This is a genomic window from Streptomyces sp. NPDC004539, assembly GCF_040610055.1.
Lineage (GTDB): Bacteria > Actinomycetota > Actinomycetes > Streptomycetales > Streptomycetaceae > Streptomyces.
Window position 1 is genome coordinate 241,342 of the sequence record NZ_JBEXLS010000011.1, and the last position, 14,621, is coordinate 255,962.

Here is a 14,621-nt window from a genome sequence, read left to right on the forward strand (position 1 = left end):
CCTGCCCCTTCCCCTCTCACCTGGAGGGAGCTTACGGGCGGGCGTCACGGACCGGGCGGTTCCGGCAGAATGGGGGTATGCCGCGACGTCCCGCCCTGTGCCCCTGTGGGCTCCCCCAGCCGTACGACGCCTGCTGTGGTCGTTACCACGCGGGTCCCGCCGCCGCGCCCACCGCCGAGGCGTTGATGCGGTCGCGGTACTGCGCGTTCGTGAAGGGGGAGGTGGGGTATCTGGTGCGGACTTGGCATCCTCGGACTCGGCCGGGGGTGTTGGAGCTGGACCCGGGGATGCGGTGGACGGGGTTGGAGATTGTCGCGACTCGGGAGGGAACGGCCTTCCACGGCAAGGGGGTTGTGGAGTTCCGGGCCTCGTACCGGGGTGGGGTGTTGCACGAGGTGAGTCGGTTCGAGCGGGTCGACGGGGCCTGGGTGTATGTGGACGGGGAGTTTCCCGGCGGGGTGTGAGGGTCAGGGGGCGAGGATGTCCAGTTCCTGGAGGGCACCCTCGGTGATTTCGCGGGTGAGTTGTTCGGCGCGTTCGGCGTCGCCCTCGCGGACCGCTTCGGCCACCTGGACGTGGAGGGTGACGGCAGCGGGGTCGGGGTCTTCGAACATGACGCGGTGAGCGGTGCGGCCGGTGAGGACTTCGGCGACGACGTCACCGAGGCGGGCGAACATCTCGTTGCCGGAGGCCGTGAGGATCACGCGGTGGAAGGCCACGTCGTGGATCAGGTAGCCCTCCAGTTTGTGGCCGCGGGAGTTGGCGACCATACCGAGGACGCACTCCGTGAGTTCGGCGCACTGTTCCGGGGTCGCGTTCTTCGCCGCCATACCCGCCGCGACCGGCTCGATCGCCGAGCGCAGCACCGTCAGTGAGCGGAGCTGGCGGGGGCGGTCGGCGCCGGCCAGGCGCCAGCGGATGACCTGCGGATCGTAGACGTTCCACTCGGCGGTGGGGCGGACGATCACGCCGACCCGGCGGCGGGACTCCACGAGGTGCATCGATTCGAGGACGCGGACGGCCTCGCGCATGACGGAGCGGGAGACGTCGAAGCGCTGGGAGAGCTCGTCGGTGCGCAGGACGCTGCCTGGGGGGAACTCGCCTGCGGTGATCGCGGGGCCGAGGGTGTCGAGTACATGGCCGTGCAGACCTCGGCCCGGAATGGTCATGCACTCAGCGTACGTCCCCGATCACGGACTCAAAAAGTCAGATTTATTGGTCACAGGGTCTTGAATTAGTCGCACCTAATAGGTTTCAGTTACGTCGACATCACGTGTCGGCGGTACGTCGAGGAAGACAGCGAGGTAGTGATGAGCACCCCCCAGGTCGTCGTGGTCATGGGCGTCGCGGGCACCGGAAAGACCACGATCGGTCCCCTGCTGGCGGCCCGGCTCGGTGTCCCGTACGCCGAGGGCGACGACTTCCATCCGCCGGCGAACATCGCGAAGATGTCGGCCGGCACCCCGCTGGACGACGACGACCGCTGGCCCTGGCTCGACTCCATCGGCGTGTGGGCGCACGACCGCGCCGGACTCGGCGGCGTCGTCAGCTGTTCGGCGCTGAAACGGTCGTACCGGGACCGGCTGCGTACGGCGGCCCCCGGCCTCCTCTTCGTGCACCTCAGCGGCTCCCGTGAGCTGATCGAGGAGCGGATGGGGCACCGGGAGGGTCATTTCATGCCGACCGCGCTCCTCGACTCCCAGTTCGCCACGCTGGAGCCGCTCGGCGCGGACGAGGCCGGTGTCGCCGTGGATGTCGCGGGCGCGCCGGAGGAGATCACCGAGCGGGCGATCAGCGCGCTCGGTACGGCTGCCGGGGCTCGGGGCTGATCGTTCCGTAAGTTCGCAGGTCCGCAGGTCCGCAGGTCCGCAGGTCCGCAGGTCCGTAGAGCTACCTCTCCGGTACTCGGCCTCCAGGGCTACTCCATCGGTAGTAGACCCCTCGCCCCTCATACCCCCTCCCCCATACCTGAGGGCTACCTCCAAGCCCCACCCCCACCCCGTCCACCCCTCCCCGTCTCCGTAAGGGACCCCCGTGACCAGACTCAGCGTCGAGATGCTGGCAGCGGACGCGCCAGAGCCGATCACCTCGGCCGGGCACGCCCAGCTCGGTATCGCCGTGCTGGCGGGCATCGCCGTCATCGTCCTGCTCATCACGAAGTTCAAGCTCCACGCCTTCCTCTCGCTGACCATCGGCACGCTCGCGCTGGGCGCGTTCGCCGGGGCTCCGCTGGACAAGGCGATCGCCAGTTTCAGCAGCGGCCTCGGTTCGACGGTCGCCGGTGTCGGCGTACTGATCGCGCTCGGCGCGATCCTCGGCAAGCTGCTGGCGGACTCCGGCGGCGCCGACCAGATCGTCGACACGATCCTCGCGAAGGCGAACGGGAAGACCATGCCGTGGGCGATGGTCCTGATCGCCTCGGTGATCGGCCTGCCGCTCTTCTTCGAGGTCGGCGTCGTCCTGCTGATCCCGGTCGTGCTCATGGTCGCCAAGCGCGGCAACTACTCGCTGATGCGGATCGGCATCCCTGCCCTGGCCGGCCTGTCCGTGATGCACGGCCTGGTCCCGCCGCACCCCGGCCCGCTCGTCGCGATCGACACCGTCGACGCGAACCTGGGCGTCACGCTGGCGCTCGGTGTGCTGGTCGCGATCCCGACCGTGATCATCGCCGGTCCGGTGTTCTCCCGGTACGCGGCCCGCTGGGTCGACGTCCAGGCGCCCGACAAGATGGTCCCGCAGCGGCCGTCGGAGGACCTGGAGAGGCGTCCGAGCTTCGGCGCGACCCTGTTCACGATCATGCTGCCGGTCGTCCTGATGCTCTCCAAGGCGCTGGTCGACATCGTGATCGACGACAAGGAGGACAGCGTCCAGCGGGTCTTCGACGTCGTGGGATCGCCGCTGATCGCGCTGCTGTCGGCCGTCCTGGTCGGTATCTTCACGCTCGGCCGGCCCGCCGGTTTCTCCAAGCAGCGGCTGAACGAGCTGGTCGAGAAGAGCCTCGCGCCCATGGCGGGCATCCTGCTGATCGTCGGCGCGGGCGGCGGCTTCAAGCAGACGCTGATCGACTCCGGCGTCGGCCAGATGATCCTGGAGATCTCGAAGGACTGGTCGATCTCGGCGATCCTGCTCGCCTGGCTCATCGCGGTCGCGATCCGGCTGGCGACGGGTTCCGCGACGGTCGCGACCATCTCCGCGGCCGGTCTGGTGGCCCCCCTCGCCGCCGACATGTCCACCGCGCACGCGGCCCTGCTGGTCCTCGCGATCGGCGCCGGCTCCCTCTTCTTCAGCCATGTCAACGACGCCGGCTTCTGGATGGTCAAGGAGTACTTCGGGCTGAGTGTCGGCCAGAACCTCAAGACCTGGTCCGTCATGGAGACGATCATCTCCGTGGTCGCGGGTGGCGTGGTCTTCCTTCTGTCACTGGTCCTTTAGGGGGACGACGATGAGCCATCCTCTCTTCGACATCACCGGAAAGACCGCGCTCGTCACCGGGTCCAGCCGAGGTATCGGCCTGGCGCTCGCCCGGGGTCTCGCGGAAGCGGGCTGCACGGTCGTCCTCAACGGGCGCGACGAGGCGCGTCTCGCCGAGGCCGCCCGCGAACTGCCCGGCAAGGTCCACACCGCCGTCTTCGACGTCACCGACGGCCCCTCGGTCGCCGCCGGCGTCAAGGACGTCGAGGAACGCGTCGGCCCGATCGACATCCTCGTCAACAACGCGGGCATGCAACTGCGGGCCCCGCTCCTGGAGTTCACCGACTCCGACTGGCACCGCATCCTCGACACCAACCTCACCAGCGCGTTCCTGGTGGGCCGCGAGGCCGCCCGGTACATGACGGCGCGCGGGCACGGGAAGATCGTCAACATCTGCTCCCTCCAGAGCGAGGTCGTCCGGCCCGGGATCGCGCCGTACTCGGCGACCAAGGGCGCGCTGAAGATGCTGACCAAGGGCATGTGCGCGGACTGGGGGCCGTCCGGGGTCCAGGTCAACGGGCTGGGGCCCGGCTACATCGAGACGGAACTCACCCAAGCCCTCGTGGACGACGAGGAGTTCAGCGCCTGGGTGCGCAAGCGGACGCCGGCCGGGCGGTGGGGCCGGACCGAGGACCTGGTCGGCGGGGTGCTCTTCCTCGCCTCTCCTGCCGCCGACTTCGTCAGCGGGCAGATCCTGTACGTCGACGGCGGCATGACGAGCGTGCTGTGAACGGGGGAACGCGAATGCTGGGCTGTGTCATCCACGCTCAAGGAGACCTGCGCGTCGAGGAGTTGACGCCGGTCGAGCCGGGCCCGGGGCAGGCGCTGGTCGCCGTCCGCTACGGCGGGGTCTGCGGCTCCGACCTGCACTACTGGCGGCACGGCGGGGTCGGTGACTTCCGCCTCAAGGAGCCGATGGTGCTGGGCCACGAGGTCGTCGGTACGGCGCTGTCGGGGCCGTTCGAGGGGCGAGCGGTCGCCGTGCACCCGGCCACTCCGTGCGGGGTGTGCCCGGAGTGCGCGGACGGGCGGCGCAACGTCTGCCGGGACACCCGGTACCTGGGCAGCGCGGCGCGGACACCGCACGTGCAAGGTGGGTTCGCGGCGCAGATCGTGGTGCCGCAGGAGCAGTTGAGGCCGCTTCCCGAGGGGCTCGGGCTGCGGCGGGCCGCTCTCGCGGAACCGCTGTCCGTCGCGCTGCACGCGGTGCGGCGGGCCGGAGAGGTGCGGGGCCGTCATGTGCTGGTGACCGGGGCCGGGCCGATCGGGTGCCTGGTCGTGGCCGCCGCGAAGGCCGCCGGGGCGGCGCGGGTGACGGTGACCGACATCCTGCCGGCCGCGCTGGAGTACGGGCGGATCGCGGGGGCGTCCGACGCGGTGCGTGCCGACGATCCGTCAGATCCCGGGTGGCCCACGGAAGTCGACGTCGCCATCGAGGCGTCGGGGGTCGCCGCCGGGCTCGACACGTGTCTGCGGCTGATCCGGCGGGGCGGGGTCGTCGTCCAGCTCGGGATGCTGCCGCCGGGACAGAGTCCGTTCGCCGGGAACCTCGTCGTCAGCCGGGAGATCGAGCTGCGCGGGGCGTTCCGGTTCGACGCGGAGTTCGACGAGGCGCTGCAACTGCTCGCCGTGGAGCCTTCGTTCGACGGGTTGGTGAGTGCGGTGGTGCCGGTGGAGGAGGCGGAGTCGGCGTTCGCGCTGGCGGCCGACCGGGCGAAGTCGTGCAAGGTGCTGTTGGACTTCGGGGGGCTCGGGAGCCCCGAGGGTCTCGGGAGCATCGGGGGCTGAACTCGGCCTCTGCGGTTGTCACTTCACGAGCGGGCCAGGGACATCGTCCTGGCCCGCTCGTGGGCTTTCCCGCATGATGGGAGGTGACGACTGGGGGGACGTCATGGGGATTTCGCTGGGCACTCGGCTCTCCGCGGTGCTGTTGGTGGGGGCCGTGGCGGTGGTGACGGTGGCGGTGCAGGAGGGGAACGCGCCCCGGGATCGGGGTGGGGTGCCGGACGCCGGTTCCTCGGCGGTGCGGTCCACTGCCGCGGCGGCCTCCTCTCCTCCTCCGGCGCCCCGGACGAGCGCGCTGGAGGGCGGGCCGGTCGGCTCCGGGCGGTCGGTCGCCTCGCCGCCGCCGGTCGCTCCCGCCCCAAGTCCCAGCCCCGCGCCGCGTGTTGTCACGGTCGCCTGGCTGCCGCCGGGACCGGTCTCACCCGACACGGACAGGAGGGCGGACCCGGAGAGCGTGTACGACGTGCTGCGTTCCCCGGAGCGGTGCGGTGAGGCGTTGCGGATGCTCCCCGGGGGTGAACTCGGCGAGGAGTGGTGGGTGTTGAAGGCACTCGCGCACGCGTGCCTGGCCGTGCGGGGGCAGGGCGGGAGCTGGGCGGAGGCGTCGGTCGCGGTGCGGGGGAACAGTTGCAAGGGGGTGGCCGCGCGGCGGGTGCTGGAGGAGTTGCTGACGGCTCATCGGGGTGCGCGGGGCGGGGAGTCGGTGCGGCTGGTCGTCAAGTCCGGTGGGGCGCCCGCCTGTTCGTTCGGGGCGCGGGTCGTCGGGAGCGGGGAGGCGGGGGCCGGGGGCGGTGACGGCGACGGGACGGCGGGAGGCGGTGAAGGGACGGCCGAAGGCAGGGAAGTCGCGGCCGGGGACGTGGTGCGGCTCGAACTGTGGGACCGGTTCTTCGACTTCGGGGAGCTGGTGGCCGAAGGGGGCGCCGTCGTCGGGGGGTTGCGGGTGCCGTTGTTCGAGGCGGGGGACCAAGTGGAGTTCGTGGTGCCGGAGTTCGCGGGGCCGGAGCGGGAGGCCGTCGAGGTGCGGCTGGAGTACGGCGGGGTGCGGGTCGTCGCGGAGGGTGGCCTCACGGTCGTACGGTCGCGGACCGGTACATCGCCGTCGCCGTCCGGACCGCCCTCGGGGTCGCCGTCCGTGTCACCCTCGGTCGTCGGGTCGCCGGTCGTCGGGTCCCTGGTCGTCGGGGCGCCAGAGGGGGTGTTCGCGGCGGGCCCAGTCGCGGCTGACGGAGCCGGTGCGCATGCCGTGGCGGGCCTCGGGGTCGGCGAGGGCCATGCCGACGTGGCCGGCGAGGACGACGCCGATGGTCAGCGCCAGCCAGTCGTGGACGAAGGTCGCGCTGGTGCGCCACATGATCGGCGTGAGGTGGGTGAACCACATCAGCAGGCCGGTGCCGAGCATGACGAGGGTGGCGCCCGCGATCCAGGCGGCGTACACCTTCTGGCCCGCGTTGAACTTCGCGGCCGGGCGGGCTGAGCGGCGCTGGTCGCGGCGCAGGGCGGCGCGCAGCCAGACGCGGTCGTGGGGGCCGAAGCGGTTGAGGTGGCCGAGGTCCTTGCGGAAGGCGCGGGAGGCGAGGCCGGCGAGGACCGGGACGGGCAGGGCGAGGCCCGCGAACTCGTGGATGCGGACCACGAGTTCACGGCGGCCGACGAGTTCGGCGAGCTCCGGGAGGTAGAGGCAGGCGGCGGTGACGACGCAGACGCCCATGAGGAGGGCGGTCGTGCGGTGGACCCAGCGTTCGGCGCGGGTGAAGCGGTGGACGGTCGTCGCCACCGGGACGGTGTCAGGCAGTGGGGTCATCGTCCCGTCCGTTCGACTTGCCGACCCAGGCGTCGATGTCGTAGCCGCGTTGCTCCCAGTAGCCGGGCTCGACGTCCTCGGTGACGGTGATACCCGAGAGCCACTTGGCGGACTTGTAGAAGTACATCGGGGCGACGTAGAGGCGGACCGGGCCGCCGTGGTCGTGGCCCAGGTCCTTGTCCTGCATGCGCAGGGCGACCAGGACGTCGGCGCGGCGGGCCTGGGCGAGGGTGAGGCTCTCGGTGTAGGCGCCGTCGAAGCAGGTGAAGTGGATGGCGCCGGCCTTGGCCTTGACGCCCGCCGCGTCCAGGAGGTGGGAGAGGCGTACGCCCTCGAAGGGGGTGCCGGGGACGCGCCAGCCGGTGACGCACTGGACGTCCTTGACCATGCGGGTCTGGGGCATGGCTCTCAGGTCGGGGAGGGTGTAGGTGGCGGGGCGGTCCACGAGGCCGTCGACGGTGAGGCGGTAGTTCGTGTCGTTCTTGCGGGGGACGGAGGAGGTCACCGAGTAGTAGCGGAAGCCGCCGCCGTTGGGGAGGAGGCCGGTGAGCCCGGTGGGGTCCTTGCCAGCGATCGCGCCGAGCACGGACTCCATGCCGCGCTGGAGGACGGGTGCGGCGGCCACTCCCAGGGCGCCGAGGCCGAGGGTGCCGAGGAAGACGCGGCGGCCGATGGGGGTGCCGTCGTCCGTGGGGGTTTCCTCGGGTGGTTCGGGTTTCACGTATCCATTCGAGCACCAGGGGGTGGGTGGGGGCCAGTCCTGGGGGTGAGTCTCACCGGGTTCTCAGGGTTCCTCAGGGTTGCTCCTCGGAGTTGTACGGGGTTTCTCAGGGTTGTACGGGTATTACGGGTTCTCCTCGCCGCACGTCCTGCCCAGCGCCCTGTCCCGCGCCCGTGTGAACGCCTCGTAAGGGTCGCGGTCGGGGTAGGACCACGGGCGGGGGGTGGCGTGGTCGGCGATGCGCTGGAAGAGGGCGGACGCCTCGACGGGGCGGCCGGCGCAGACCTTGGCGTGGGCGAGGTAGTTGAGGTCGATCAGCCGGCGGGGGTGGCCCTCGTGCTCCCACTCGACCCACCAGTCGTACGCGGCCTTCATCACCTCGCGGGCGCGGCCGTCGTCCCAGTGCCCGGAGGCGGCCGGATCGGCGGGGAGGTGGCCCCGGGCGGCGAGCACGCGGTAGCGCTCGGCGTGCGCGACGACCGGGAGGATCGCGAGCGGTGAGTCGGCGGGGGCCTGTTCGGCGGCCCAGGCGGCGAAGTCGTACACCTCGTGGAGCGGGTCGGGCCCGCTGTCCGCACGGCGTTCGGCGAGCCGGGCGACCATCAGATGGTGGGCCTGGTGGTGGTCGGGATGGCGGGCACGGACCTCCTCGAAGAGCCGCACGGCCTCCCCGGCATCATCCCCGTCCAGCCGCAGCAGGCCCAGCCAGGGCGTGGGGTCGGCGGGGGCGAGGCGAGCGGCGATTAGGCAGGCCGCGCGGGCGTCGTCCGCATCGGTCCCGCGCAGGTCAGGACCGGGCCCACTCCGATCCGGGCCGGTCTCACCCTGATACCGGCCGGTCTCGCTCCGATGCCGGTCGGCCCCAGCTCCGTCTGGGCCGATCTCACCCTGATACCGGCCGGTCTCGCTCCGATGCCGGTCGGCCCCGGCTCCGTCTGGGCCGATCTCACCCCGATGCCGGCCGGTCTCGCTTCGATGCCGCTCGACCCCACCTCCGTCCGGGCCAGCCGCATCCCGATCCGGGCCGGTCCCGCCCCCGTCCAGGTCAGCCCCACTCCGGTCCGAGTCGGTCCCACCCCGGTCCGAATCGATCCCGCTCCGGTCACTCCCCGTCCGACCCGAGTCGGCCCCGCTCCGGTCCGAGCCGGCCTCACCGTCCGCCCCGGTCCCACCCCCGTCCGCCCCGGCCCCACCTCTGCGGGCCCGGCGGACGAGGGACAGGGCGAGGAGGGTCGCCGCGTCGGCGTTGTCCGGTTCGGTGGTGAGCCACTCGGTGGCGCGGGGAGCGGCGTGGGGTTCGAGGGCGAGGACTGCGGCGCGGTGGCCGCGGCGGTCCCAGTCGTCGCCGGTGCGGGCGAGGAGCGTGGCGGCGGCCTGCCAGCGGCCTTGGGCCAACGCCGCGCGGGCGACGCCCAGTTCGGCGTCGTCGAGGGTGGCGTCGAGGGTTCGGGGATCGCGTTCGCGACCGGGAACCCGGGAGGGCGGGGGTGGGGGCACCGCGGGTTTTCCTCGTCCTCCTGGCGCGACACGGGTTGTCGTCGGCCTGCGATCGACCGATCACGCACAGCAAAGCCCCAGGCAGTGGTCAGCGTCAAGGGCCAGGGGAACATGACACGTATCAAGTGGCTGTCGACACAAGGGACTTGGCGAGGTGATCGCCGAGGTGGGAGCACTGGTCGGGGGCGCGAGGGGCGGACGGTACACAGGGAGCGTGTGGCGTGAACGTGACGGGGGTGTGGCGTACGCCATGGCGCGAAGAGGCGGCGCGGCCCACGATGTGGGGACGGCCGTACTCCCCCGGGTGCTTTGCATCGCGTTGCTTCCGGAGGGGGTCACGGCCGACGTCGGACCCCGTCTCCGGGGTACCCGTAGGGGTCGTTCCCCGTCAGCACGGGAACGGCCGTAGCTCTGGAGCGCTACAGTCGGCCCACGACAACCGTGGCCCGACCGGACGATCATCGAGGTACGCAGCGTGTCGGTTCTGGTTCTGACTCTCGCCGTGAGCGCCGCCTGCTGTCTGGGCTTCGGATTCGTGCTGCAACAGCAGGCCGCGCAGAAGGCGCCGCTCGGCGACTTCCTCTCGCCCCGGCTGCTGCTCGATCTGGCGCGGGTGCCGCGCTGGCTCGGCGGGCTCGGGCTGATGGTCGCCGGGATGGTGCTGGGCGCGGTCGCGCTCGGCCAGGGCGAGGTGTCCCTCGTCGAACCGCTGCTCGCGACGAACCTCCTCTTCGCGCTCGCCCTCTCCCGCCGCTACACCCGGCAGTCGCTGGGACGCCAGGGGTGGGCCGGGCTCGGGCTGCTCGCGGGCGGGGTGACCACGTTCATCGTCGCCGGTGAGCCGCGCGGCGGGCACGCGGTGAGCGATCCGCTGCGGCACTGGCTGATCATCGGCGCGATGATCGGGCTCGCGCTGCTGCTCACGACGTACGCGAAGCGGTCCCGGCTCAGTTCGGGGCCGGTGCTGCTGGCGTTGGCGGCGGGGCTGCTCTACGGCGTCCAGGACGCGTTGACCCGGGTCAGCGGGGAACGGTTCTCCTCCGGCGGGTTCGCCGAACTGCTCACGGGGTGGCAGCCGTACGCCGTCCTCGCGCTCGGGGTGACCGGGCTGGTGCTCGTCCAGAGCGCGTTCGAGACGGCGCCGCTGCGGATGTCGCTGCCGGCCCTCACCGCCGCGCAGCCCATCGCCGGGATCATCTGCGGGGTCGGGTTCCTCGGAGACCGGCTGCGGACGGACACGGGGGCGCTGGCGTGGGAGGCGGCCGGGTTGACGGCGATCGTCGCGGGGATCGTGCTGCTGGGCATGCATCCGGCCATGCCGCAGGGGGTCTCGGTGCGGGAGCCAGTGCGGGATCTTCAGCCGCAGTGACGCCGGGGGCGGCCGGTTGCCGAGGGGCACAGCGGGGCGGCCGACTCACGAGGGGCGGGCCGGGGGGCGGCCGGTTGCCGAGGAGCGCACCGGGGCAGCCGGTTGCCGAGGAGCGCACCGGGGCAGTCGGTTGCCGAGGAGCGTGCCGAGGCTGCCGACTCACGAGGGGCGCGCCGGGGGCGGCCGGCTCACGAGGGGCGGGTCAAGCGCGGCCGGATTCCGGGCCGGGCCCGGAACGAGCGGATTCCGGACGGGTCGACCAGAGCCGCAGTCCCTGAGCGACCGACTCTGAGCCACCGGCCCCGAGCGACTGCTTGGATGACCCCATGAGCGCTGCTGACGAGATTCTCGACATCGTCGACGAACAGGACCGCGTCATCGGGCAGTCCCCGCGCGGGGAGGCGTACGCCCGTGGGCTGCGGCACCGGTGCGTGTTCATCCAGGCCCGGGACGCCGAGGGACGGCTGTTCGTGCATCGGCGGACGGCCACGAAGCTGGTGTTCCCCTCGCTGTACGACATGTTCGTCGGCGGGGTCGTGGGCGCCGGGGAGGGGTACGACGAGGCGGCGTTGCGGGAGGCGGAGGAGGAGTTGGGGGTGAGCGGGCTGCCGCAGCCGGAGTTCCTCTTCAAGTTCCTGTACGAGAGCGAGCCGGGGCTGAGCTGGTGGGCGGCGGTGTACGAGGTGCGCTGGGAGGGGCCGGTGCGGCCTCAGGTCGAGGAGGTGGAGTGGCACGCGTTCCTCTCCGAGGCGGAGGTCGAGGACCGGCTCGGGGAGTGGGCGTGGGTGCCGGACGGGCTGGCCGCCTACGAACGCCTCAAGGAGTTCCGGCGCCGCTGAGCGGGGTGACGCCCGAGGCGTCCCAGGTGGTGCCGGTGTCGAGGAGGCGTTCGGCCAGGGCCGGGGCGGTGGCTCGGGGGACGCCGGTTCTGAGGAGGGCGGTGGTCACTCGCTCCAGGGCGGCCTCCGTGGGGGTGTCGATGTCGCCGTACGCGGGGAGCAGCAGGAGCAGTCGGTGGTCCGGGTCGAGGACGCCGTCGTCGCGCTGGACGGCCGTCGGTCCCGGCAACGGCTGCGGGACGTCCTCTGCGATCGCCAGCAGGTCCGGCCAGGACAGGGCCGGGCCCGCGAAGGGGCCTTCGGTGGCGGCGAGGGTCCGGGGGGTCGGGTGGGCGGGGTCGGTCAGGAGGTAGTCGACCCCGGGGTCGTCCGGGAAGTTGGCGAACACGATCCACACCGTCCGGCCGGACGACAGGGGGAGGCGGAACGCCGGCCACGTCCGCGTCGCGTCGTACAGCGCCTCGTACGCGGCGTCGACGTCCGCCAGATCCGCGCCGAACTCCTCGGTGTCCCCGCGCGAGACGGACAGGTAGGCCGACCAGAAGCCGGGCAGGGCGAGGTGCTGTTCGGCCGGGGCTATGCCGTGGCCGGGGTGCGCGTAGCCGCTCAGCGGCGCGGGAACCTCCATGCACCGACCGTAACGGCCCCCACTGACAACGCCCCCTCCCCGCCCTCCCGGTAGGGTCCTGAACGTGATCGATTTTGTTCGGAACGTCCGCCTGTGGTTCGCGCCCGAGTTGGTGCGCGAGGAAGGGAAGACCCCGGACTACCGCTTCTCCCTCGCCAACGAACGCACCTTCCTCGCCTGGCTGCGCACCGCGATGGCCCTGGTCGGCGGGGGTTTCGCGGTCGACCAGTTCCTTCCCGACCTCCGCTGGGGCTGGCGCGTCGGCCTCGCCCTCGCGCTCCTCGTCGCGGGCGTGCTGTGCGCCGTCCGGGCGCTGAACCACTGGGTGCGGTGCGAGCGGGCGATGCGCAGGGGCGAGGACCTGCCGACGTCCCGCTTCCCGGCGATCCTGAGCCTGGTCGTCGCCGTGGTCGCCGTCGCGATGGTGGTCGTGGTGCTCCTGGGATGGAACGAGTGACCGGACCGGACAGCCCCCGCGCCACCGACCCGGACGACCCCCACCAAGACCTGCACACCACCGTTCCGGACGCCCCCCACCCCGACCCTGACGACCCCGACCCCGACCCCGACCCCGGCCCCGGCCCCGACGCCCACGACCCCCGCGACCCCGGCCTCCAACCCGAGCGCACCCGCCTCGCCTGGCGCCGCACGACGCTCGCCGGCACCGTGGCCACCGTCCTCGCGATGAAGACGGCGCTGCACGAAGGCCCGACCCCCACCGGAGCCCTCATCGGCGCGGTGTGCTGCGCCCTGTGGCTGGCGTTCCTCGCGGTCGCCCACCGCCGGATGGTCACCCTCGCCTCCTCCCCCCGTCCCCCGGTCCTCTCCCCCCGCCTGGCCACCGCGGCGGTGCTGTGCACGGTCGCCACGGCACTGTGCGCGGCGGCCCTGGTGGCGACGTGACCGGCAGCCCCTCCCGGCGCCCCCTCCCGGCGCCGAAGACCCCTTGCCCGCCCCCACCCCCGAAAGCCCGAGGCAGCCGACCGGTCACCCCTCCAGGCCCCCGCCCCCACCCCCTCAAGAACCCCCCTCCGCCTCCCACTCCACCGTCACCACGATCTTCCCCCGAGTCCGCCCCTCCTGATTCAGCCGATACGCCTCGGCCGCCCGCTCCAGCGGAAACGTCTCGGAGACGTGCACGGACACCACCCCCTGCTCGACGAGTTCGACGAGCCGGGTGAGGTCCTTCGCGTCGGGCCGGACCCAGAAGTAGCGCCCCCCGTACCCGAGGACGTCCCCGTCCGCGACGGACGCGAGGCGCCCCTCCGGTGTCAGCACGTTGACGGACGCCTTGAGCGCGTCGCCCCCGACCGTGTCGAACGCCGCGTCGACCCCTTCGGGAGCGAGCCCCCGGATGCGGTCGACGAGCCCTTCCCCGTACGTCACCGGCTCACCCCCCAGGGAGCGCACGAAGTCGTGGTTGCGCTCACTGGCCGTCCCGAGGACCCGGCACCCCAGGTGGTGCCCGATCTGGACGGCGAGCGACCCCACGCCGCCCGCCGCCGCGTGGACGAGGATCGTCTCGCCGCGCCGCACGGACAGCGCGTGGACGAGCCCCTGGTACGCCGTGAGCCCGGCGAGCGGGAGGCCCGCGGCCTCCTCGAACGACTGGTTGCGCGGCTTGCGGGCGAGCGTCCGGACGGGCGCGGCGACGTACTCGGCGAAGGTGCCCCGGGAGAGGAAGTCCTCCCGGACGTAGCCGACGACCTCGTCGCCGACGGCGTACTCGGTGACCGAGAAGCCTGGCTTGACGACGACGCCGGAGACGTCCCATCCCGGGACGACCGGGAACACCGGGTCGATGATCCCGTCGAGGTACCCCTCCCGGGCCTTCCAGTCGACGGGGTTGACGGCGGCGGCCCGCACCTTGACCAGCACGGAGTCGGGGCCGACCTTCGGATCGCGCACCTCGCCGTACTCGAACACCTCGGGTCCGCCGTACCGGCTGTAGCTGATGGCCTTCATGCCTCCGACCCTCCGGGCTGCTCCCGCGCCACGCAAGCCGAATGAACCCATATACGCCATATGGGCCGTTTACGTGGCAGTCTGAGGGAAGCAACTCCCCCCTCCACCTCGCAAAGGTGAGCACCATGAGCGTTCTGCACCAGGAACACCCGACGCACCCCCACGCGCACGGCACGGACTGCGGTCACCCGGAGGTACCGCACGGCGACCACGTCGACTACGCGCACGACGGCCACCTGCACCGCGCGCACGACGGCCACTGGGACGAGTGCGAGCCCGGCGGCCACGTGGCGCACGCGGACCACGACCACCGGCACGACGAATCGTGCGGCCACGCGCGCGTGCAGCACGGCGACCACGTGGACTACCTGCACGACGGCCACCGCCACGCCGAGCACGACGGTCACTACGACGACCACTGACCCACGGCACCGGCGCACGGCACCGACGGCCGCCGGCGCACCGCGCTGACAGACGGCCGAAAAGCGCCCCTCACGGCCCCCCGCGACACCTCGCGGGGGGCCGTACCCGTGCCGTGCCGG

General features: G+C 72.3%; 16 protein-coding genes and 3 pseudogenes. 10 read left to right on the plus strand and 9 right to left on the minus strand.

Annotated features, from left to right (window positions below; translation table 11 throughout):
- Positions 1 to 77: 77 nt before the first annotated feature.
- Positions 78 to 464: a YchJ family metal-binding protein gene (locus ABZX85_RS24055; protein ID WP_355872125.1), complete on the plus strand. Its 387-nt coding sequence runs from the start codon at positions 78 to 80 to the stop codon at positions 462 to 464.
- A 3-nt stretch (positions 465 to 467) separates the two neighbouring features.
- Here ABZX85_RS24055 and ABZX85_RS24060 read toward each other — a convergent pair whose 3' ends face one another.
- Positions 468 to 1,169 (minus strand): FadR/GntR family transcriptional regulator, encoded by a 702-nt coding sequence (locus ABZX85_RS24060; RefSeq protein ID WP_355872127.1) that lies wholly within the window; start codon positions 1,167 to 1,169, stop codon positions 468 to 470.
- A gap of 141 nt (positions 1,170 to 1,310) precedes the next feature.
- On the opposite strand from ABZX85_RS24060, the gene ABZX85_RS24065 reads away from it, so the two are divergent.
- The 4 genes from ABZX85_RS24065 (at position 1,311) to ABZX85_RS24080 (ending at position 5,259) form a co-directional block, all read left to right on the plus strand.
- The gene (locus ABZX85_RS24065; RefSeq protein WP_355872130.1) at positions 1,311 to 1,829 is read left to right on the plus strand and encodes a gluconokinase; all 519 of its coding nucleotides are present in this window, start codon (positions 1,311 to 1,313) and stop codon (positions 1,827 to 1,829) included.
- 205 nt (positions 1,830 to 2,034) lie between these two features.
- The gene (locus ABZX85_RS24070; protein ID WP_355872131.1) at positions 2,035 to 3,432 is read left to right on the plus strand and encodes a gluconate:H+ symporter; all 1,398 of its coding nucleotides are present in this window, start codon (positions 2,035 to 2,037) and stop codon (positions 3,430 to 3,432) included.
- Between the two features lie 10 nt (positions 3,433 to 3,442).
- Positions 3,443 to 4,201, plus strand: coding sequence for a glucose 1-dehydrogenase (locus ABZX85_RS24075; protein WP_355872134.1), 759 nt, complete (start codon positions 3,443 to 3,445; stop codon positions 4,199 to 4,201).
- A gap of 14 nt (positions 4,202 to 4,215) precedes the next feature.
- Positions 4,216 to 5,259, plus strand: coding sequence for an L-idonate 5-dehydrogenase (locus tag ABZX85_RS24080; RefSeq protein ID WP_355872136.1), 1,044 nt, complete (start codon positions 4,216 to 4,218; stop codon positions 5,257 to 5,259).
- Positions 5,260 to 5,277: 18 nt separating this feature from the next.
- Here ABZX85_RS24080 and ABZX85_RS24085 read toward each other — a convergent pair whose 3' ends face one another.
- The 6 genes and pseudogenes from ABZX85_RS24085 to ABZX85_RS24110 form a co-directional block, all read right to left on the minus strand.
- On the minus strand, positions 5,278 to 5,889 hold the full coding sequence (locus ABZX85_RS24085; RefSeq protein ID WP_355872138.1) for a hypothetical protein: 612 nt from the start codon (positions 5,887 to 5,889) through the stop codon (positions 5,278 to 5,280).
- A 42-nt stretch (positions 5,890 to 5,931) separates the two neighbouring features.
- Positions 5,932 to 6,327 carry a hypothetical protein gene (locus ABZX85_RS24090; protein ID WP_355872141.1) on the minus strand — a complete coding sequence of 132 codons (396 nt, stop codon included), beginning with the start codon at positions 6,325 to 6,327 and terminating at the stop codon, positions 5,932 to 5,934.
- A gap of 67 nt (positions 6,328 to 6,394) precedes the next feature.
- Positions 6,395 to 7,060, minus strand: a complete 666-nt coding sequence (locus ABZX85_RS24095) for a cytochrome b/b6 domain-containing protein (protein ID WP_355872142.1) — start codon at positions 7,058 to 7,060, stop codon at positions 6,395 to 6,397.
- A complete protein-coding gene (locus tag ABZX85_RS24100) occupies positions 7,044 to 7,781 on the minus strand; it encodes a molybdopterin-dependent oxidoreductase (protein ID WP_355872143.1) in 738 nt (245 codons plus the stop codon). Before ABZX85_RS24100 ends, ABZX85_RS24095 begins: the two co-directional genes overlap by 17 nt.
- A gap of 123 nt (positions 7,782 to 7,904) precedes the next feature.
- Positions 7,905 to 8,543: pseudogene (locus tag ABZX85_RS24105) on the minus strand (hypothetical protein); the annotation flags it as partial.
- 429 nt (positions 8,544 to 8,972) lie between these two features.
- Positions 8,973 to 9,278, minus strand: a pseudogene (locus ABZX85_RS24110) (hypothetical protein); the annotation flags it as partial.
- 475 nt (positions 9,279 to 9,753) lie between these two features.
- Here ABZX85_RS24110 and ABZX85_RS24115 point away from each other — a divergent pair.
- Both ABZX85_RS24115 and ABZX85_RS24120 read left to right on the plus strand, forming a co-directional pair.
- Positions 9,754 to 10,647 carry a DMT family transporter gene (locus ABZX85_RS24115; RefSeq protein ID WP_355872145.1) on the plus strand — a complete coding sequence of 298 codons (894 nt, stop codon included), beginning with the start codon at positions 9,754 to 9,756 and terminating at the stop codon, positions 10,645 to 10,647.
- Positions 10,648 to 10,973: 326 nt separating this feature from the next.
- The gene (locus ABZX85_RS24120) at positions 10,974 to 11,486 is read left to right on the plus strand and encodes an NUDIX domain-containing protein (RefSeq protein WP_355872147.1); all 513 of its coding nucleotides are present in this window, start codon (positions 10,974 to 10,976) and stop codon (positions 11,484 to 11,486) included.
- Here the strand turns inward: ABZX85_RS24120 and ABZX85_RS24125 are convergent.
- Positions 11,464 to 12,114: a hypothetical protein gene (locus ABZX85_RS24125; RefSeq protein ID WP_355872150.1), complete on the minus strand. Its 651-nt coding sequence runs from the start codon at positions 12,112 to 12,114 to the stop codon at positions 11,464 to 11,466. The genes ABZX85_RS24120 and ABZX85_RS24125 overlap by 23 nt on opposite strands.
- A gap of 64 nt (positions 12,115 to 12,178) precedes the next feature.
- Here ABZX85_RS24125 and ABZX85_RS24130 point away from each other — a divergent pair, with 64 nt between their 5' ends.
- Positions 12,179 to 12,571 (plus strand): DUF202 domain-containing protein, encoded by a 393-nt coding sequence (locus ABZX85_RS24130; RefSeq protein ID WP_355872152.1) that lies wholly within the window; start codon positions 12,179 to 12,181, stop codon positions 12,569 to 12,571.
- A 143-nt stretch (positions 12,572 to 12,714) separates the two neighbouring features.
- Positions 12,715 to 13,017 (plus strand): annotated as a pseudogene (locus tag ABZX85_RS24135) (DUF202 domain-containing protein); the annotation flags it as partial.
- A 114-nt stretch (positions 13,018 to 13,131) separates the two neighbouring features.
- Here the strand turns inward: ABZX85_RS24135 and ABZX85_RS24140 are convergent.
- Entirely contained in the window at positions 13,132 to 14,079 is a 948-nt protein-coding gene (locus ABZX85_RS24140; RefSeq protein WP_355872154.1) for an NADP-dependent oxidoreductase, read from the minus strand.
- Positions 14,080 to 14,204: 125 nt separating this feature from the next.
- Here ABZX85_RS24140 and ABZX85_RS24145 point away from each other — a divergent pair, with 125 nt between their 5' ends.
- Positions 14,205 to 14,501 carry a hypothetical protein gene (locus ABZX85_RS24145; protein WP_355872155.1) on the plus strand — a complete coding sequence of 99 codons (297 nt, stop codon included), beginning with the start codon at positions 14,205 to 14,207 and terminating at the stop codon, positions 14,499 to 14,501.
- Positions 14,502 to 14,621: the final 120 nt, after the last annotated feature.

Excerpts from the sequence above, each read along its gene's own strand:
- ABZX85_RS24145 (WP_355872155.1), top strand. The coding sequence starts at position 14,205 with ATGAGCGTTCTGCACCAGGAACACCCGACGCACCCCCACGCGCACGGC.
- ABZX85_RS24140 (WP_355872154.1), bottom strand. The coding sequence starts at position 14,079 with ATGAAGGCCATCAGCTACAGCCGGTACGGCGGACCCGAGGTGTTCGAG.
- ABZX85_RS24060 (WP_355872127.1), bottom strand. The coding sequence starts at position 1,169 with ATGACCATTCCGGGCCGAGGTCTGCACGGCCATGTACTCGACACCCTC.
- ABZX85_RS24125 (WP_355872150.1), bottom strand. The coding sequence starts at position 12,114 with ATGGAGGTTCCCGCGCCGCTGAGCGGCTACGCGCACCCCGGCCACGGC.
- ABZX85_RS24095 (WP_355872142.1), bottom strand. The coding sequence starts at position 7,060 with ATGACCCCACTGCCTGACACCGTCCCGGTGGCGACGACCGTCCACCGC.
- ABZX85_RS24055 (WP_355872125.1), top strand. The coding sequence starts at position 78 with ATGCCGCGACGTCCCGCCCTGTGCCCCTGTGGGCTCCCCCAGCCGTAC.
- ABZX85_RS24075 (WP_355872134.1), top strand. The coding sequence starts at position 3,443 with ATGAGCCATCCTCTCTTCGACATCACCGGAAAGACCGCGCTCGTCACC.
- ABZX85_RS24080 (WP_355872136.1), top strand. The coding sequence starts at position 4,216 with ATGCTGGGCTGTGTCATCCACGCTCAAGGAGACCTGCGCGTCGAGGAG.
- ABZX85_RS24120 (WP_355872147.1), top strand. The coding sequence starts at position 10,974 with ATGAGCGCTGCTGACGAGATTCTCGACATCGTCGACGAACAGGACCGC.
- ABZX85_RS24065 (WP_355872130.1), top strand. The coding sequence starts at position 1,311 with ATGAGCACCCCCCAGGTCGTCGTGGTCATGGGCGTCGCGGGCACCGGA.